The organism is Kitasatospora sp. NPDC048365 (assembly GCF_043200835.1).
In the GTDB taxonomy this organism is placed as follows: Bacteria; Actinomycetota; Actinomycetes; order Streptomycetales; family Streptomycetaceae; genus Kitasatospora; species Kitasatospora terrestris.
On record NZ_JBICYJ010000012.1, the window covers coordinates 44,403 to 62,230 of the forward strand.

The 17,828-nt window shown below is 73.2% G+C and carries 18 protein-coding genes; 12 read left to right on the plus strand and 6 right to left on the minus strand.

Going from position 1 to position 17,828, the window contains the following annotated elements; all coding sequences use genetic code 11:
• Positions 1 to 45 precede the first annotated feature (45 nt).
• The 9 genes from ftsH (at position 46) to ACGFX4_RS14725 (ending at position 9,253) form a co-directional block, all read left to right on the plus strand.
• The gene (gene ftsH / locus ACGFX4_RS14685; RefSeq protein WP_393073261.1) at positions 46 to 2,085 is read left to right on the plus strand and encodes an ATP-dependent zinc metalloprotease FtsH; all 2,040 of its coding nucleotides are present in this window, start codon (positions 46 to 48) and stop codon (positions 2,083 to 2,085) included.
• A gap of 103 nt (positions 2,086 to 2,188) precedes the next feature.
• Positions 2,189 to 2,794, plus strand: a complete 606-nt coding sequence (gene folE / locus ACGFX4_RS14690) for a GTP cyclohydrolase I FolE (RefSeq protein ID WP_393073263.1) — start codon at positions 2,189 to 2,191, stop codon at positions 2,792 to 2,794.
• Positions 2,795 to 3,032: 238 nt separating this feature from the next.
• Entirely contained in the window at positions 3,033 to 4,811 is a 1,779-nt protein-coding gene (locus ACGFX4_RS14695) for a phosphatidylglycerol lysyltransferase domain-containing protein (protein ID WP_393073582.1), read from the plus strand.
• Positions 4,812 to 4,840: 29 nt separating this feature from the next.
• The gene (folP, locus tag ACGFX4_RS14700; RefSeq protein WP_393073265.1) at positions 4,841 to 5,701 is read left to right on the plus strand and encodes a dihydropteroate synthase; all 861 of its coding nucleotides are present in this window, start codon (positions 4,841 to 4,843) and stop codon (positions 5,699 to 5,701) included.
• 2 nt (positions 5,702 to 5,703) lie between these two features.
• A complete protein-coding gene (locus ACGFX4_RS14705; RefSeq protein WP_393073267.1) occupies positions 5,704 to 6,201 on the plus strand; it encodes a nuclear transport factor 2 family protein in 498 nt (165 codons plus the stop codon).
• 196 nt (positions 6,202 to 6,397) lie between these two features.
• Positions 6,398 to 6,757 carry a dihydroneopterin aldolase gene (gene folB / locus ACGFX4_RS14710; RefSeq protein ID WP_393073585.1) on the plus strand — a complete coding sequence of 120 codons (360 nt, stop codon included), beginning with the start codon at positions 6,398 to 6,400 and terminating at the stop codon, positions 6,755 to 6,757.
• Positions 6,758 to 6,808: 51 nt separating this feature from the next.
• Positions 6,809 to 7,408 (plus strand): 2-amino-4-hydroxy-6-hydroxymethyldihydropteridine diphosphokinase, encoded by a 600-nt coding sequence (folK, locus tag ACGFX4_RS14715; protein WP_393073269.1) that lies wholly within the window; start codon positions 6,809 to 6,811, stop codon positions 7,406 to 7,408.
• Positions 7,409 to 7,528: 120 nt separating this feature from the next.
• Entirely contained in the window at positions 7,529 to 8,026 is a 498-nt protein-coding gene (locus ACGFX4_RS14720) for a DUF3180 domain-containing protein (protein ID WP_393073271.1), read from the plus strand.
• A gap of 105 nt (positions 8,027 to 8,131) precedes the next feature.
• Positions 8,132 to 9,253, plus strand: a complete 1,122-nt coding sequence (locus tag ACGFX4_RS14725; protein WP_393073273.1) for a hypothetical protein — start codon at positions 8,132 to 8,134, stop codon at positions 9,251 to 9,253.
• An 83-nt stretch (positions 9,254 to 9,336) separates the two neighbouring features.
• Here the strand turns inward: ACGFX4_RS14725 and ACGFX4_RS14730 are convergent, their stop codons facing one another.
• On the minus strand, positions 9,337 to 9,912 hold the full coding sequence (locus ACGFX4_RS14730) for a TerD family protein (RefSeq protein WP_393073275.1): 576 nt from the start codon (positions 9,910 to 9,912) through the stop codon (positions 9,337 to 9,339).
• 83 nt (positions 9,913 to 9,995) lie between these two features.
• Positions 9,996 to 10,484: a hypothetical protein gene (locus ACGFX4_RS14735; protein WP_393073277.1), complete on the minus strand. Its 489-nt coding sequence runs from the start codon at positions 10,482 to 10,484 to the stop codon at positions 9,996 to 9,998.
• A 94-nt stretch (positions 10,485 to 10,578) separates the two neighbouring features.
• Here ACGFX4_RS14735 and arfB point away from each other — a divergent pair, with 94 nt between their 5' ends.
• Positions 10,579 to 11,010 (plus strand): alternative ribosome rescue aminoacyl-tRNA hydrolase ArfB, encoded by a 432-nt coding sequence (gene arfB, locus ACGFX4_RS14740; protein ID WP_393073279.1) that lies wholly within the window; start codon positions 10,579 to 10,581, stop codon positions 11,008 to 11,010.
• 10 nt (positions 11,011 to 11,020) lie between these two features.
• Here arfB and ACGFX4_RS14745 read toward each other — a convergent pair whose 3' ends face one another.
• Entirely contained in the window at positions 11,021 to 11,575 is a 555-nt protein-coding gene (locus tag ACGFX4_RS14745) for a flavin reductase family protein (protein WP_393073281.1), read from the minus strand.
• A gap of 315 nt (positions 11,576 to 11,890) precedes the next feature.
• Between ACGFX4_RS14745 and ACGFX4_RS14750 the strand changes: the two genes are divergently transcribed.
• Together ACGFX4_RS14750 and ACGFX4_RS14755 are read left to right on the plus strand one after the other, a co-directional pair.
• The gene (locus ACGFX4_RS14750; protein ID WP_393073283.1) at positions 11,891 to 13,762 is read left to right on the plus strand and encodes a diguanylate cyclase domain-containing protein; all 1,872 of its coding nucleotides are present in this window, start codon (positions 11,891 to 11,893) and stop codon (positions 13,760 to 13,762) included.
• 79 nt (positions 13,763 to 13,841) lie between these two features.
• Entirely contained in the window at positions 13,842 to 14,750 is a 909-nt protein-coding gene (locus tag ACGFX4_RS14755; RefSeq protein WP_393073285.1) for a hypothetical protein, read from the plus strand.
• On the opposite strand, the gene ACGFX4_RS14760 is transcribed toward ACGFX4_RS14755, so the two are convergent.
• The 3 genes from ACGFX4_RS14760 to ACGFX4_RS14770 form a co-directional block, all read right to left on the minus strand.
• Positions 14,728 to 15,591: a ketose-bisphosphate aldolase gene (locus ACGFX4_RS14760; RefSeq protein WP_393073287.1), complete on the minus strand. Its 864-nt coding sequence runs from the start codon at positions 15,589 to 15,591 to the stop codon at positions 14,728 to 14,730. The two genes, ACGFX4_RS14755 and ACGFX4_RS14760, sit on opposite strands and share 23 nt — an antisense overlap.
• A gap of 74 nt (positions 15,592 to 15,665) precedes the next feature.
• Entirely contained in the window at positions 15,666 to 16,841 is a 1,176-nt protein-coding gene (gene nagA / locus ACGFX4_RS14765; RefSeq protein ID WP_393073289.1) for an N-acetylglucosamine-6-phosphate deacetylase, read from the minus strand.
• A complete protein-coding gene (locus ACGFX4_RS14770; RefSeq protein WP_393073290.1) occupies positions 16,838 to 17,770 on the minus strand; it encodes an ROK family protein in 933 nt (310 codons plus the stop codon). The genes nagA and ACGFX4_RS14770 overlap by 4 nt, the downstream gene beginning before the upstream one ends.
• Positions 17,771 to 17,828 lie beyond the last annotated feature (58 nt).

Below are 17,828 nucleotides of genomic sequence, written 5' to 3' on the forward strand. Positions count from 1 at the left end.
CGCCGTTGAGTGGCAGGAGGGACGGGGCGGCGACGCCCCGCATGGATGGACGTCAAGCGATACTTCCGTGCGCCGATCATGTGGATCGTGCTCGCCGCCGTCGCCGTCGTTGTGTTGATGCAGGTCGTCTCCGACACCAGCGGCTACAAGACGGCTGACACCGGTCAGGTCGTCGCGGCGATCGACGGCAACCAGGTGAAGTCGGCGCAGATCACCACCGGTGATTCGAACCTGATCAAGATCCAGCTGAAGGACGGACAGAAGCTGTCCGCCAACAGCTCCGGCAAGGTGCCCTCCGGCACCAAGTTCCAGGCGTCCTACGTCTCGGACATCCAGGCGTCGGCCCTGGCCGACAAGCTGCAGGCCGCCCAGAAGAACGGCAACCTGCCGGACAACTACACCGTCAGCCCCGAGAAGCAGTCGACCTTCGTCAGCCTGCTGCTGTCGATGCTGCCGATCGTGATCATCGTGCTGGTCTTCCTGTTCCTGATGAACCAGATGCAGGGTGGCGGCTCGCGGGTCATGCAGTTCGGCAAGTCCAAGGCCAAGCTGCTCACCAAGGACACCCCGAAGACCACCTTCGCCGACGTGGCCGGTGCGGACGAGGCGGTGGAGGAGCTCCACGAGATCAAGGAGTTCCTGCAGGAGCCGTCGAAGTTCCAGGCGGTCGGCGCCAAGATCCCCAAGGGCGTGCTGCTGTACGGCCCGCCCGGCACCGGCAAGACCCTGCTGGCCCGCGCCGTCGCGGGCGAGGCCGGCGTGCCGTTCTACTCCATCTCCGGCTCCGACTTCGTCGAGATGTTCGTCGGTGTCGGTGCCTCCCGGGTGCGCGACCTGTTCGAGCAGGCCAAGGCCAACGCCCCGGCGATCATCTTCGTCGACGAGATCGACGCCGTCGGCCGGCACCGCGGTGCGGGTCTCGGCGGCGGCCACGACGAGCGCGAGCAGACCCTCAACCAGCTGCTGGTCGAGATGGACGGCTTCGACGTCAAGGGCGGCGTGATCCTGATCGCCGCCACCAACCGCCCGGACATCCTGGACCCGGCGCTGCTGCGCCCCGGCCGCTTCGACCGGCAGATCGCCGTCGACCGCCCGGACCTGCAGGGCCGCCTGGACATCCTCAAGGTGCACCAGAAGGGCAAGCCGATCGCGCCCGACGTCGACCTGTCGGCTGTCGCCAAGCGCACCCCCGGCTTCACCGGCGCCGACCTCTCGAACGTGCTCAACGAGGCCGCGCTGCTGACCGCCCGCTCGGACAAGAAGCTGATCGACAACCTGATGCTGGACGAGGCCATCGACCGTGTGGTGGCCGGCCCGCAGAAGCGCTCGCGGATCATGTCCGACAAGGAGAAGAAGATCACCGCGTACCACGAGGGCGGACACGCCCTGGTCGCGGCGGCCTGCAACTACTCCGACCCGGTGCACAAGATCACCATCCTGTCCCGCGGCCGCGCCCTGGGCTACACGATGGTGCTGCCGGACGAGGACAAGTACTCGACCACCCGTAACGAGATGCTCGACCAGCTCGCCTACATGCTGGGCGGCCGGGCGGCGGAGGAGCTGGTCTTCCACGACCCGACCACCGGCGCCTCGAACGACATCGAGAAGGCCACCGCCACGGCGCGGGCCATGGTCACCCAGTACGGCATGAGCGAGCGCCTCGGCGCGATCAAGTTCGGCTCCAGCGACTCCGAGCCGTTCCTCGGCCGCGAGATGTCCCACCAGCGCGACTACTCGGAAGAGATCGCCGGGCTGGTGGACGAGGAGGTCAAGAGCCTCATCGAGACCGCGCACAACGAGGCCTGGGAGATCCTGGTCGAGAACCGCGACGTGCTCGACAACCTCGTCCTGGAGCTGCTGGAGAAGGAGACGCTGAACAAGGAGCAGATCGCCGAGGTCTTCGCCCCGGTGATCAAGCGTCCGGCCCGTCCGGCCTGGACCGGTTCGGCCCGCCGGACCCCGTCCACCCGGCCGCCGGTGCAGTCCCCGAAGGAGCTGGCGCTGACCAACGGCGCCGCCGCTCCGGTGGAGACCACCCCGGTCGACGTCGTGAAGCTCCCGCCGGAGTCCACCCCGGAGAGCTGATCCTCGGATCGGAATGGATGCCGCGTTTCCCGGGTTTGTACCCTGGAGGCGCGGCATCCGTGCTGTTCCCCATCCGTCCCGACCTGTACAGAGCGAGGCACGCATGATCGACCCGGTGACTCTCGACGGCGAATCGCCGATCGGGCACTTCGACCAGAAGCGTGCCGAGAACGCCGTCCGCGAGCTGCTGATCGCGGTCGGCGAGGACCCGGACCGCGAGGGTCTGCTGGAGACCCCGGCCCGGGTGGCGCGGGCGTACAAGGAGATATTCGCCGGGCTCTGGCAGGAGCCGGAGGACGTCCTCACCACCACCTTCGACCTCGGCCACGACGAGATGGTGCTGGTCAAGGACATCGAGGTGTTCTCCACCTGCGAGCACCACCTGGTGCCGTTCCAGGGCGTCGCCCACGTCGGGTACATCCCGTCCACCAGCGGCAAGATCACCGGCCTGTCCAAGCTGGCCCGGCTGGTCGACGTCTACGCCCGCCGGCCGCAGGTGCAGGAGCGGCTGACCAGCCAGGTCGCCGACTCGCTGATGCGGATCCTGGAGCCGCGCGGCGCGATCGTGGTCATCGAGTGCGAGCACATGTGCATGTCGATGCGCGGCATCCGCAAGCCCGGCGCCAAGACCCTCACCTCGGCGGTCCGCGGCCAGCTCCGCGACCCCGCGACCAGGGCCGAGGCCATGTCTCTCATCATCGGCAGGTAAGGGCTTCCGGGCGTGCAACCGAGGGCCTAGAATGCGGCGTCCACCAGGTGGGCGCCGCATCTGTCGTTCGTGGACGCCCACTTGACGTGCGGATTACCAAACGGGGGAAGAGTCATGAAGGTCCATCACGGCGCCCCGCCGGCGGTGTCAGGGAACTCCCAGGAAGCCTTTAGGCTGACCCTTCGTGAGCCTTCCCGTGTCCGCTGAGCCGATCCCCCCGCAGCCCCGCCGCCGGGGGCTGCAGACGCTGCGCACCCAGGCGGCGGCCGTGCCCCGCGCCTGGCTGCCGACCGCGGTCGGGTACGCCTGCCTGCTGATCGGCCTGATCGACATCGGCTGTGCCGTCTTCCCGAAGCTGCGCTTCACCAAGATGCACACCTGGGCCGGCCACCTGCCCGGCGGCGTCACCACGCTGGCCGCCGCCGGCACCCTGATGGTCGGCATGCTGCTGGTGCTGCTGGCGCACGCGCTGCGCCGCCGCAAGGTCCGCGCCTGGCGCGCGGTCTGCGTGCTGCTGCCGGTCGGCGCGCTGCTGCACCTGGTGCGCTGGCACCAGTTCGGGCAGGCGGCGATCTCGCTCGGCCTGCTCGCCGTGATGCTGGTGCACCGCCGCGAGTTCTACGCCAAGGCCGACCCGCGCACCCGCTGGCGCGCGGTGGCCAACTTCCTGGTGCTGGCCGCGGTGTCGGTGGTCCTCGGCATGGTGATCGTCAGCGTCCGCTGGAAGTCGGAGGTCGGCGACCCGTCCTTCTTCACCCGGCTGGAGCACGTCGGCTACGGCCTCTTCGGCTTCGAGGGCCCGATCGACTACACCTCCGACCGGGTCTCCGACCTGGTCGCGTACACCCTCGGCGCGCTCGGCCTGGTCACCGCCTTCACCACCGCCTACCTGGCGCTGCGTCCGGAGAAGCCGGAGCCGGAGCTCACCCCCGAGGACGAGGTCCGGGTCCGCGACCTGCTGGTCCGGCACGGTGCCCGCGACTCGCTGGGCTACTTCGCGCTGCGCCGCGACAAGAGCGTGCTGTTCTCGCCGTCCGGCAAGGCCGCGATCTCCTACCGGGTGGTCTCCGGCGTGATGCTCGCCTCCGGCGACCCGGTCGGCGACGTCGAGGCCTGGCCCGGCGCGATCAAGGTGTTCATGGCGACCGCCCGCGAGCACGCCTGGGTGCCGGCCGTGATGGGCTGCAGCGAGGTCGGCGGCGAGGTGTGGACCCGGGAGGCCGGGCTGGACGCCCTGGAGCTCGGCGACGAGGCGATCGTCGACACCGCGACCTTCTCGCTCTCCGGCCGGGCCATGCGCAACGTCCGCCAGATGGTGAAGCGGATCGAGCGCAACGGCTACTCCTGCCAGGTCCGCCGGGTCGGCGACCTGACGCTGGAGGAGAAGCGGCAGATCGCCGACGCCGCCGCCCGCTGGCGCGGCACCGACACCGAGCGCGGCTTCTCGATGGCGCTCGGCCGCTTCGGCGACCCCGGCGACGACGCCTGCGTGGTGGTCACCGCGCACAAGGCGCCCGAGGAGGACTCGGCGCAGACCGACGACCTGCGCGCGGTGCTGCACTTCGTCCCGTGGGGCCCGGACGGCATCTCGCTGGAGCTGATGCGCCGCGACCGGGAGGCCGACCCCGGCCTGAACGAGCTGCTGATCGTCGCCGCCCTCCAGCAGGTCGGCGCGCTCGGCATCCGCCGGGTCTCGCTGAACTTCGCGATGTTCCGCTCCGCGCTCGCCCGCGGCGAGCGGATCGGCGCCGGTCCGGTGCTGCGCGCCTGGCGCGGGCTGCTGGTCTTCCTCTCGCGCTGGTTCCAGATCGAGTCGCTGTACAAGTTCAACGCCAAGTTCCAGCCCGAGTGGGAGCCGCGCTTCCTGGTCTACCCCGCCACCCGGGACCTGCCGCGGATCGGCTTCGCCGCGATGCAGGCCGAGGCGTTCATCACCCTCGGCATGCCGCGGTTCGGCCGCAAGCGCCAGCGGCAGGGCCTGATGCCGGAGACCGCGCTGCTCGACCAGGCCGCGTAGGCCCCGGCGGCGCGTCCGATAATGGGCGCATGAGCTCTTCCCTCCCCGGCCTGCCCGACCTCGACCGCTGCGCCGTGATGGGTGTGGTCAACGTCACGCCCGACTCCTTCTCGGACGGCGGGCTGTGGCTGGACCCGGCGAAGGCCGTCGCGCACGGCCTGGACCTGACCGCCCGGGGAGCCGACCTGGTCGACGTCGGCGGCGAGTCCACCCGGCCCGGCGCCCAGCGGGTCACCGAGCAGGAGGAGCTGCGCCGGGTGATCCCGGTGGTCCGGGAGCTCGCCGCGGCCGGCGTGGTGGTCTCGGTGGACACCATGCGGGCGGCCGTCGCCGAGCAGGCCGTCGCGGCCGGCGCCCGGCTGGTCAACGACGTCTCCGGCGGCCTCGCCGACCCGGCGATGGCCGGGGTGGTCGCCGCCACCGGCGTGCCGTTCGTGGTGATGCACTGGCGCGGCCAGTCCGCCGACATGGAGCGCCTCGCGGTCTACGGCGAGGACGTGGTCGCCGACGTGGTCGGCGAACTCACCGACCGGATGAACGCGCTGCTGGCCGCCGGGGTCAAGGAGCAGCAGCTGATCCTCGACCCGGGCTTGGGCTTCGCCAAGACCTCGGAGCACAACTGGGCGGTGCTCGGCCGGCTCTCCGCGCTCACCGCGCTCGGCCGGCCGGTCCTGGTGGCCGCTTCGCGCAAGCGCTTCCTGGGTACGCTGCTCGCCAACCCGGAAACCGGGGAGCCGCGCCCGGCCCGGCAGCGCGACGACGCCACGGCGGCCGTCTCGGTGCTCTCGGCCCAGGCCGGCGCCTGGGCCGTCCGGGTGCACGACGTCGCCGGCACGGCGGACGCCGTTCGGGTGGTCGCGGCCTGGCAGCGGGCGGCACAGAGGGGGTAGGCGTGGCAGAGGCAGTCAGCGGCAACGACCGCGCGGCCGGCACCGAGGCCGACCGCGAGGCGGTCCTCGCGGCCAACCAGGCCTTCTACGAGGCCCTGGAGAACGGCGACCCGGAGGCCGTCGAGTCGATCTGGCTCGGCCCGGAGTACGCCGACGACAAGAGCGGGGTGGTCTGCGTCCACCCCGGCTGGCCGGTCCTGCGCGGCCGGGCCCAGGTGACCCGGTCGTACATGCTGATCATGGCGAACACCGAGTACATCCAGTTCTTCCTGACCGACGTCGAGGTCGAGCTGTTCGGCGATGTGGCCCTGGTCACCTGCACCGAGAACATCCTCTCCGGCGGCGAGCCCGAGGAGGAGGGCGAACTCGGCCCGCTGGTCGGCGGGAAGGTGGTCTCCAGCAACCTCTTCCGGCGTACTCCGCAGGGGTGGAAGCTCTGGTCGCACCACGGATCGCCGGTGCTGACCAGCGGTGACGACGACGAGGACGACGAGGACTGAACCCGGCCCCCGGGAGCCGGCCGGCGCGCGGCGTCAAGTGCCGAATCGGCGCCCCCGGGCACGGGCGCGGCCGGGGAGGCGGTCCGGTGATGTCCGCGGCCGCGGGTAGATTCGGGGGACGGCGGGCGACGGTGCCCGCCGTTCACCCTGCCCGGGGACGGGCGGGGGACGTCATCTGGGAGCAGTGATTCGTTTGCTGGACCGCGTCACCCTGCGGGGCCTGCGGGCCCGAGGTCACCACGGCGTCTTCGAGCGCGAGCGCCTGGAGGGCCAGACCTTCGTGGTCGACCTGGTGCTCTTCCTCGACACCCGGCCCGCCGCCGAGGGCGACGACCTGAGCCGCACCGCGCACTACGGGATCATCGCCGAGGAGGTCACCGCGGTCATCGCCGGCGACCCGGTCGACCTGATCGAGACCCTCGCCCAGCGGATCGCCGACCAGTGCCTGAAGCACGAGGCGGTGCAGGAGGTCGAGGTCACCGTGCACAAGCCGGACGCCCCGATCACCGTCCCCTTCGACGACGTCACCATCACCATCCACCGGGGCCGCGCCTGAACGGCGCACCCGACCGGGCCGAGCCGCGCAGCACCGAGCAGAGGGAATTCCATGGCAACCAGTGACCCGACCGCCTCGCCGACCACGTTCGACCTGGAGCGCCGGGTGGACACTGCCGAATCCACCCTGCACACCACCCGGCACGCCGTCGTGGCGCTCGGCTCCAACCTGGGCAACCGCCTGGAGACCCTCCAGGGCGCCGTGGACGCGCTGGCGGACACCCCCGGGGTCCGGGTGACCGCGGTCTCCGCCGTGTACGAGACCGAGGCCGTGGGCGGCCCCGCGGACCAGCCGAGCTACTTCAACGCCGTCGCCGTGCTGCGCACCGCGCTGCCGCCGGTCGACCTGCTGGAGCGCGCCAACGCCGTCGAGGACGCCTTCGGCCGGGTCCGCGAGGTCCGCTGGGGCCCGCGCACCCTGGACGTCGACATCCTCGACTACGAGGGCGTGCTCAGCGACGACCCGCACCTGCTGCTGCCCCACCCGCGCGCCCACGAGCGGGCCTTCGTGCTCGCGCCCTGGCTGGACGCCGACCCGGCCGCCGAGGTGCCCGGGCACGGCCCGGTCGCCGAACTGCTGAAGGGCCTCGGCGGCGCCGACGGGCAGGGCGTGCGGCTGCGCGCCGACCTCCAGCTGCGCCTGCCCGAGTAGCCGTCCGCCCTGCCCCGGGAACTTCGGCGGCGGCAGGGCCGTACGAGAGAGGGGACGGGGCCGGGCCGGTACGGTGGCCTGGTCCCAGCCGTGGTGTCCGTCGGGAAGGACCTCGTCCGCGTGAAGCCGATCCGTCTCCGTCTGCTGCTGGCCGTCACCGGCGTGACCGGGGTGCTGGCCTGGGGCGGTGCCAGACTGTGGGACTCGCTGGGCACCATGCCCGGCGTGCCCGTGTACGCGCCGATCGTGCTCGCGGCCGTCGCGGTGGTGCTGCTGGCCGTGGCGATCTCGCTGCGGGCCCGGCTGAAGGCGATGCGGGAGCGGCAGCCCGGCGCGAAGCGGGTCGACCCGCTGGCCGCCGCGCGGGCCCTGGTGCTCGGCCAGGCCAGCGCCCTGGTGGCCGCCGTGGTGACCGGGCTGTACGGCGGCATCGGCGTCGTCCTGCTCGGCCAGCTCGACGTGTCGGCGCGCCGGGACCAGGCGATCACCGCCGGCCTGGCGGTGCTGGCGGGCGCGGCGGTGATGGCGGTCGGCCTGTGGCTGCAGCACATCTGCAAGCTCCCCGAGGACCACGACGACCCGCGGCGGCCCCGCGGCACGGCGCCCTCGGCGCGCTGAGCGCCGGGTGAGATCCCGGTCACGGCTCGTAGTCCCGACGGACTGTCAAGAGCTGAATGAGTGTCCAGGCTGACAGGGCACCAATTCGCACGCTAGTTTCTTGGCATGTCTCGCGGACGCCACCGTCACTCCTCCCTCCTGGGCCGGTCCCTGCCGCCGGTCGCCACCGGTGTGCTGATCGTTGCGGCGCTGGCCGCGCTGGTCGCCAGTCCGGATCCGCTCGTGGCCCGTTCGGTCGGCGTCGCGGCGGTGGTCGCGGCGGTCGGCCTGGGCGTCCTGCTGCGCCAGCGCGACAAGGCCGCGCGGACGGCCGCGCAGCTGGCGATGGTGCGCCGGCTGCGCTCCGAGGAGCGCTTCGAGGAGCAGCTCGCCGAGGCCGAGTACGCGGCCGAGGTCGCCGAGGAGCGGGCGACCCGCTTCGGCCGCCGGCTGACGGCGGAGAAGTCGCGGCTGGCGAAGGCGGAGACGGAGATCGCCCGGCTGCTGCGCGAGCGCGCCGTGATGGTGGCGGAGCAGGCGCTGAAGGAGGCCGAGGCGGTCCAGAAGGCACTGGAGGCGGCCCGGCCCAAGCACCCGGCCAGCCCGGCCGCGTACGTCCGGGCGGCGGCCGCGCTGCGGCACCTGGAGCGCCAGGCGGTGGTCGCCGAGGCGCGCCGGGAGAGCGACCAGCGGGCGCAGCTGGAGCTGCGGCCGAAGATGCCGCAGCCGGTGCCGACGGGTCAGGCGGCGAAGGCGGCCGAGTCGGCCGCCGCGCCCACCCTGCAGCCGGTGCACCCGGGCCTGCGTCCGGTGGCGCCCGCCTCCGCCGTGGTGACCCCGATGCCCGTGGCGCAGCCGCAGGTGCCGTCGCAGCCGCGCGCGCTGCCCGCGCAGGCGTCCCCGGCGTCCGCCTCGGCGGTGCCGGTGCACCGGCCGCGGGGCGGCAACTTCAGCTTCTTCGGGCGTCCGGGCGCGGCGCGGGCGGCGCTCCGGGCGGCCGCGCCGGCTCCGGCGGTGGGCGACCTGGCGGACGTGGTGGGCGACGAGGCGGTGGCCGACAGCGAGCGCTACGCGGCCGAGGCCGCCCTGCGGCCGGCCGACAGCGGCACCCCCGAGCACCAGGCGGTCGAGCAGGCCCCGGCGCACCAGCGCAGCGAGCCGCAGGCGGCGCCCGAGGTGGTCGACCTGACCCCGCACGACGAGACCGAGCTGCTGGAGCTCCCGGAGCTGCGGGCGGGCCGCTCCTGAGCGGCTCCTGACCCGCCGTCGGTACGCCGATGCCCCGGCCCCCGTGAGGGGGACCGGGGCATCACCCGTTGCGGGGCGGTGGTTCAGACGTTGACGCCGAAGTCCTGGGCGATGCCGACCAGGCCGGAGGCGTAGCCCTGGCCGATGGCGCGGAACTTCCACTCCTCGCCGTTGCGGTAGAGCTCGCCGAAGATCATGGCGGTCTCGGTGGCCGCGTCCTCGGAGAGGTCGTAGCGGGCGATCTCGGCGCCGCCGGCGGCGTTCAGCACGCGGATGTACGCGTTGCGGACCTGGCCGAAGCTCTGGCCGCGGGTGACCGCGTCGTAGATCGACACCGGGAAGGTGATCCGGGTGACGTCGGCGGGCAGCCCGGCGAGGTTGACGTTGATCTGCTCGTCGTCGCCCGAGCCCTCGCCGGTGCGGTTGTCACCGGTGTGGACGACGGTGTTGTCCGGCGTGGCGGTGTTGTTGAAGAAGACGAAGTGACGGTCGGAGTACACCTTGCCGTCGTTGTTGAGCACGATCGCGCTGGCGTCCAGGTCGAACTCGGCGCCGGTGGTGGTCCGGACGTCCCAGCCGAGGCCGACGGTGACCGCGGTCAGGCCGGGGGCCTCCTTGGTCAGCGAAACGTTGCCACCCTTGGAGAGGCTCACTGGCATGGTCTGTGGTGTCCCTTCGTCGCTTTTGCCGGAAGAACGCCGGCAGACGGGTCCATGGTTCCACCGGTACGGCGGGTTCTTGGTCAGATTCTCGGGAAACGGCCCTGGACAGTCCAGATGTGGGGGTTGTCGGCGAGCCCCTCGTGCAGGTCGGTCAGGTCGGCGAGGACGTCCTGGAGGAAGTCGCGGGCCTCCCGGCGCAGGTCTGCGTGACGCACCACCAGCGGCTCCGCGTCGGGCAGCCAGGTCGCCGAGACCTCCACCAGGCCGAACCGGCGCGCGAACCGCAGCAGCTCGGTGTTCTGGGTGAAGTCCAGGTCGGCGGTGCGCACCGTCGCCGAGCGGCTGCCCCGGGGGTCGAGGTCGAGTTCCTCGACGATGTCGCACAGTGCCCAGGCGAAGTCGAGCACCGGCACCCACGCCCATCGGGTGGCCAACTCCTCGCCCTCCACGTCCAGGTAGACGTCCCCGCAGAACAGGTCGTGGCGCAGGGTGCGGACCGGCGCGGTGCGGTAGTCCGTCTGCGGCGGGTCGGGGAAGCGGTTGGAGAGGGAGTATCCGAGCTCGATCACACCGGTCATTGTCGCGGTGCGCGGGGGTTCCCGTTGACCGGGTGGTTCGGGTTAACCGGGTGACCCGGGTGCCGGTCGGCGGGATGATGGGCGCATGACTGAGCCCATACGCGTGCGGGGGTCGGTGGTCGTCCCTGACGCCGAGCTCGTCTGGCGCTTCTCCCGTTCCTCCGGCCCCGGCGGCCAGCACGTCAACACCTCGGACACCCAGGTCGAGCTGCGGTACGACCTGGCGGCGTCCCAGGCGCTGCCCCCGGTGTGGAAGGAGCGTGCCCTGGAGCGGCTCGCGGGGCGGCTGGTGGACGGGCGGGTGCTGGTGGTCAAGGCCTCGGAGCACCGCTCGCAGTGGCGCAACCGCGAGGTCGCGGCGGCCCGGCTGGCGTCGCTGCTCGGCGACGCGACCGCCCCGCCGCCGAAGGCCCGGCGGGCCACCAAGCCCAGCCGCGGCATGGTCGAGCGGCGGCTGGACAACAAGCGCCGGCGCGCGGACCTGAAGCAGACCCGGGGACGGGTCAAGGACTTCTGAGCGCCCGGGCTCAGTTCCCCAGCTGCCGGTACGCCCCGCGGAAGTAGAGCAGCGGGCCGGTGCCGGCGCCGGTGACGTGCGCCTCCAGGACGCGGCCGAGGACGAGGGTGTGGTCGCCGGCCGGGATCCGCTGCTCGGTGCGGCACTCGACGGTGGCCAGGGCGCCGGTGATCAGCGGGGCGCCGGTGTGCGGGCCGCGGCGGTGCGGCGTGTCGGCGAACAGCAGGCGGTCGCTGAGCCGGCCCTTCATCGCGAAGCGGGAGGCGAGCGGGCGGTGCTCCTCGCCGAGCAGGGAGACGGCCCAGGTGTCGGTGCGGGCGAGCAGCTCGTCCATCCGGGAGTCCTCGCGGACCGAGACCAGCACCAGCGGCGGCTCCAGCGACACCGAGAGGAACGAGGTCGCCGTCATCCCGACGTCCTCGCCGTCCTCGGGGTCGTGACAGGTGACCAGGGACACCCCGGAGGCGAGCTGGCCGAGGGCGGCGCGGAACTCGTCGGGTGTCGCGGAGGCGGCGGCGGAGGAGGGCTGCGGGGAGCTGTACACGTACCGCACCGTAGTCGCCACCCGGGGCTCCCGGTATCGGGCCCTGGTCGTAGGACCGCTCGGCCGCTGGTCCCGGGTGTCCCATCACTCTCAGGAGTGAGCACGGCTTGAGTCCGGCTCGCGGCGGGCCGACCAGAAGGTGGTCCGGTGTCAGGGATTGCCCTGGTATCCACAGGTACTGCGCGGTTTGCTGGCGTGCACATTGTGTGATTTGAGTCACAGTGGCTACCTATTGCTGACCGAGCGTGCCGATCGCAGTGCTCCCTGTGATTCAGTTCTTCTGGCAATCGGACGATAACCATCAAGACCTATCCGAAGCAGCCGGGGAGCCCCCGCATGGAAGCCGAGTCGGAGCCCTACGTCCGCCTCGCGACCCTCCGCACCTTGCACCGGGTCGTGGCGGACCTCAACGCTGCCCGGAGCCTGGCCGGCACGCTCCAGGCGGTGGTCGAGGGCGCGGTGCACGGGCTCGGGTTCGACGCGGCGGCGGTCAGCCTGGTGCGGCCGGACGGCGACCTGGTGGTGGCGGCGGTCTGGGAGATCGAGGAGAGCGCGTTCGGCGGGCCGGCGGTGCTGCTCGGCCAGGTCGGCTCCCGCGAGTCCTGGGAGCGGATGCTGAGCGTCAGCGACCACTGGGGCACCCTGCGCTTCCTCCCCTTCGACCGGGGCTGGGCGGTGGGCACCGACATCCCGGTGTGGACCGGCGACGGCCCGCTGCCCGTCTACTCCAACGACTGGCACCCGCAGGACGTCCTGCTCGCCCCGATGTACAGCGCCGGCGGCGACCTGCTCGGCGTGCTCTCGGTGGACCGCCCGCGCAGCGGCAAGCGGCCCGGCGCCTGGACCCGCGAGGCGCTGGAGATGTTCTCCCTGCAGGCCTCGATCGCGATCGGCAACGCCCGGCTGCGGGCCGAGATGCAGCGCGCGCTGGCCCGGCTGGAGAAGGAGCAGCAGGCGCTGCGGGCCAGCGAGGAGAGCTTCCGGCAGGCGTTCGAGTACGCGCCCAGCGGGATGGCCATCACCGAGCTGCACGGCGACGCGATGGGCCAGCTGACCCGGGTCAACGACGCGCTCTGCCGGCTGCTCGGCCGCCCCCGCGCCACCCTGCGCCAGCAGCGCTTCGCCGACCTGGTCCACCCCGACGACCTCGAACTGCTGCGCCGCACCAGTGCCGAGGGCGGCCGCGCGGAGCTGCGGCTGTCCCGCCGGGACGGCGGCTACCAGTGGGTGTGCCTGCGCAACTCGGTGGTGGCCGACGCCACCGAGGGCCCGAGCTTCCTGCTCACCCACGTCGAGGACATCGAGGACCGCAAGCGGCACGAGCTGCAGCTGGCCCACCGGGCCAGCCACGACGCGCTGACCGGCCTGCCCAACGGCGCCGAGCTGCGGGCCCGGCTGGGCCGGCGGCTGTGCAACCTGCCGCAGCCGGTCGGCGGCGGCGCCCCGGCGGGCGAACCGGCGTACGCGGGGCACGGCGGCCACGGGAGCCACCCGGGGCACGGCGCCCACGCCGCCCCCGCCGGCCCGCCCGCGGTGGCCCCGCAGGGCTACCAGGGCGCCTCCTACAGCGCGCACAGCGCCTACGACGGCCTGGCGGTGCCCGGGCCCTCCACGCACGGCTACGCGGGCCGTGACGACGCCCTGGACCGCGACCGGGAGGCGTTCGCCGCCGGGCACGTGCTGCGCTACAGCGGCTCCCCGGCCGACCACGTGCACGCGGTGGTCCCGGCGGACGGGCCCGGCAGCGAGCTGTGGGGCCGGCGCGGCGGGCCGCCGCCGTCCGACAAGGGCCTGGCGGTGCTCTTCTGCGACCTCGACGGCTTCAAGTCGGTCAACGACCGCTTCGGCCACAACGCCGGCGACGCGGTGCTGATCGAGGTCGCCCGGCGGCTCCAGCAGGTCGTCCGCGAGGGCGACACGGTGGCCCGGATGGGCGGCGACGAGTTCGTGGTGCTGGCCGACGGCATCGGCCGCGAGGAGGCCAAGGACCTCGCGGGCCGGCTGCGCAACGCGATCATCCCGCCGATGCGGATCGACAACCGGGCGATGCGGGTCGGCGTCAGCCTGGGCATCGGCTGGGCGGGCTGCGGGATGTCCATCGACGAGGTGCTGCACGCGGCCGACGAGCGCATGTACGACGAGAAGCGGGCGCGTGGAGGAGCGGTGAGGGGCGCGCGGGGGGAGCGTTCACACCGCCGAGCGGGCTAAGCGCCGCGCTGACCGGCTTTTCCTGCCGTCGGGGACGGCAGGTAGGGTGCCCTGGGTACGAGCGTCCAGGACTGGGGAGTTGACCGTGACCACGGCCGGCAGCAACGACGCGCCCGAGAGCGCGGGCGACGAGGACCCCTTCGCGTACCTGTACCGCCCCGCCGAGGGCGAGGCGCCGGGCGACCGCCCGCGCAGCTCCTACAGCCGCCCGATGGAGGTCGGACGGGCCAGCTACGACCGGCCCGCGCAGCCGGCGTACGCCCGGCCGGCGCCGCCGGCGGAGGCGCCCACCATGGCGGTGCCGCAGCAGTCCCGGTACGCCGAGCGCTCCCGGCCGCAGCCCGGCGAGGAGCGGCCCGGCGGCGGGCGCGGCAAGGCCACGGTGATCGGCGCGGTCGCGGTGGTCGCGGCCATAGCGATCGGCGCGGGCATCGCGCTGTCCACCGGCGACCCGGACGGCAAGCCGTCGGCGAGCGGCGGCGGGCACTCCAGCGCCCCGGCCCAGCCCAGCCCCCAGGCCTCGGCCTCCGCGTCCGCCTCGGCGAGCGCCACGGCCTCGACCGACCCGGTGGCCGACGCCGGCAAGCTGCAGGCGCAGGGTGCCGCCCCGGGCAACACGGTCAAGGGCGCGGTCTCGGCGGACGGCGGCTACCTCACGCTGCAGCCGGGCTCCACGGTGACCTGGACGGTGAGCGTGCCGACCGCCGGGGCGTACAAGTTCTGGCTGCACTTCAACAACACCGGCGGGGACCTGCAGGCGGCGGTCGCCGTCAACGGGCAGGACCGCGACGGCGGCGTCACCTTCAAGAACTACTCGAAGGGCAACACCGACCCGGCCCAGGCCTGGTTCTCCACGAACATATGGCCGCAGCTGCAGGCGGGCACGAACACCCTCACGGTGTCCCTGCCCGCCGGGAGCGGCGGCTCGGTCCTGCTGGACCAGGTGGCGCTGACCGGGATGGCGGTCAACTCCTACCCGACGAAGTGACCACCCCGGCCAGGTGGGCCACCGTGGCGGCCATCGCCCGGCGGCCCGGGTCGAGGTACTTGCGCGGGTCGGTGACGGCCGGGTCGCCGGCCAGGTGGGCCCGGACGGCCGGGGTGAAGGCCAGGTTGAGCGCCGTCCCGATGTTGATCTTCACCATGCCGGCGGCGACCGCCGCGGCCAGCTCGCCGTCCGGCACGCCGGAGCTGCCGTGCAGCACCAGCGGCACCGGCACGGCGGCCGCCAGCCGGCCGATCAGGCCGTGGTCGAGGGAGGCGGTGCGCGCGGTCATCGCGTGCGAGGAGCCGACCGCGACGGCCAGCGCGTCCACCCCGGTGTCGGCGACGTAGGCGGCCGCCTCGTCCGGGTCGGTCCGGGCGCCGGGGGCGTGCGCGGACAGCGGCGCGGCCCCGTCCTTGCCGCCGACCCGGCCCAGCTCGGCCTCCAGGTGCAGGCCGTGCCGGTGCGCCCAGTCGGCGGCCTCGGCGGTGGCCTTGACGTTCTCGTGGTGCGGCAGGTGCGAGGCGTCGAACATCGCGGAGGAGAAGCCGGCGGCGGGCGCGGCCCGCAGCAGGTCGAGGTCCTCGACGTGGTCCAGGTGGAGCGAGACCGGGACGCGGGCGGCGGCGGCCACCTCGGCGCAGGCCCGGGCGATCGGCAGCAGCCGGCCGCCGTGGAAGCCGACGGCGTTCTGGCTGATCTGGAGGATCACCGGGGTGCCGGCGTTCTCGGCGCCGGTGGCGATGGCCTCGGCGTGCTCCAGGGTGATGACGTTGAAGGCGGGCAGTCCGGTGCGGGCGGCGACGGCGCCGGCGAGCAGCTCGGAGGTACGGGCGAGAGGCATGGGTGTCCCCGGGAAGGTGAGTAGCGAGGCGCAGGTGAATCCGCTGCTCACCCTCCCGGCAGGACGGGGAGGGCTCAGGCCGCGTGGGCCCTGGTGAGGCGGTCCGCGCCGACGATCCACTCGCCGCGGCGCATCACCGCGACGAGGTCGAGGGTTTCGGAGTCGAGCACGACGAGGTCGGCGTTCTTGCCTGCCTCCAGGGAGCCGATGGAGTCCGACAGGCCGAGCAGCCGCGCCGGGACGGTGGACAGGGAGGTGACGGCCTGGTTCAGCGAGAGGCCCAGGACGTTGACGGCCCGCTGGAACGAGACGTCGAGGGTGAGGGTGGAGCCGGCGATGGAGCCGCCCTCGACCAGCCGCGCGACGCCGTTCTCGACCCGGACCTGGAGCGGGCCGAGCGGGTAGAGCCCGTCGCCCATCCCGGCCGCGCCCATGGCGTCGGTGATCAGCGCGACCCGCTCGGCGCCGGCCGTGCCGTACGCCAGCTCCAGCACCGAGGGGTGCAGGTGGATGCCGTCGTTGATCAGCTCGACGGTGACCCGCTCGTCCTCCAGCAGGGCGACGATCGGGCCGGGCGCGCGGTGCTGGATGCCCGGCATCGCGTTGAACAGGTGGGTGGCGACGGTGGCGCCGGCGTCGACCGCGGCGAGCGTCAGGTCGTAGTCGGAGTCGGTGTGGCCGACGGCGGCGATGATGCCGAGGTCGGAGAGCATCCGGACCGACTCCAGGCCGCCGGGCAGCTCGGGGGCGAGGGTGAACATCCTCGCGTGGCCGCGGGCGGCGTCGGCGAGCTTGCGCACCAGCGCCGGGTCCGGGTCGCGCAGCAGGTCGGGGCGGTGGGCGCCGCACCGGTTGTGCGAGATGAACGGCCCCTCGAAGTGGATGCCCGCCAGCACCCCGTCCTCGACCAGTTCGGACAGGACCGCGGCCTGCCGGCACACCTCGTCGATCTCCCCGGTGACGGTGGAGGCGATGGTGGTGGTGGTGCCGTGCGCGAGGTGGGTGCGCGCCGCCGTCAGCGCCTCCTCGGCGATGCCGGAGGCGTACGAGGCGCCGCCGCCGCCGTGCACGTGCAGGTCGACGAAGCCAGGAACGACGGTGTACCCGGTGAGGTCGAGGTCGCCCGGCTCCGGCTCGCCGCCGAGGCCCGCGATGCGCGAGCCCTCGACGGAGATCCGGCCGTGGTCGACGACGCCACCCGGCAGCACCAGACGGGCTCCGGCGAATGCTTTGCGGTCCGCGGTTGTCACGCGGTCACCTCCATGGAGAGCAGATCCCAGGCGAGCAGACCCGCGCCGAGGGATGCGGCGGTGTCTTTGAGCATGGCCGGTACGACCTTCGGGGGCATCTGGAAGGTCAGCCGCTCCGACACCGCGGCGCGCAGGGGCGTGAAGAGCGTGTCACCGGCTTCCGCCAGCCCGCCGCCGACGATCACCGTCGACGGGTCGAGCAGGCTCTGGGCCAGCACGATGCCGTCGGCGAGCGCGTCCACCGCGTTCTGCCAGACCGCGAGCGCCCGCGGGTCGCCGGAGTCGACCGCGGCGGCGCAGGCCGCCGCGTCCGCGTCCGGGTCGCCGCTGGCCTCGGCCCAGGCCCGGGAGACCGCGGAGGCCGAGGCCAGCGTCTCCAGGCAGCCCGAGGCACCGCAGCCGCACTTCGGGCCGCCGGGGCGGACCACGACGTGGCCGATCTCCCCGCCGTAGCCGTGGGCGCCGGCCTCGATCCGTCCGCCGATGCCGATGGCGCCGGCGATGCCGGTGCCCAGCGCGATGAACAGGAAGCGGTCGACACCCTGGCCGGCACCGATCCGTCCCTCGGCCAGCCCGCCGGAGCGGACGTCGTGGCCGAGGGCGACCGGCAGGCCGCCGAGGCGCTCGCCGAGCAGCTTGCGCATCGGCAGGTCCCGCCAGCCGAGGTTGGCGGAGAAGACCGCGATCCCGTTCTTCTCGTCGATCGTCCCCGGCACGGCGACGCCCGCGGCGAGCGGCGCGCACCCGAAGCGGGCGCGGCCCTCGTCCGCCAGGTCGGCGGCGAAGTCGAGGATGGTGGCGACGACGGCTTCCGTGCCGTGCTCCCGCCCGGTCGGTCGGCGTGCTTCAAACAGCACGGAGCCGTCCTGGGCGACCAGCGCGGCCTTCATGCCGGTGCCGCCTACATCGAGTGCGATGACGTGCTTCACGGGGGACAGTTTCCCTTGGCCGGTCGGAGAGGTCTAGTCCAGTTGCTCGATTGGTCTA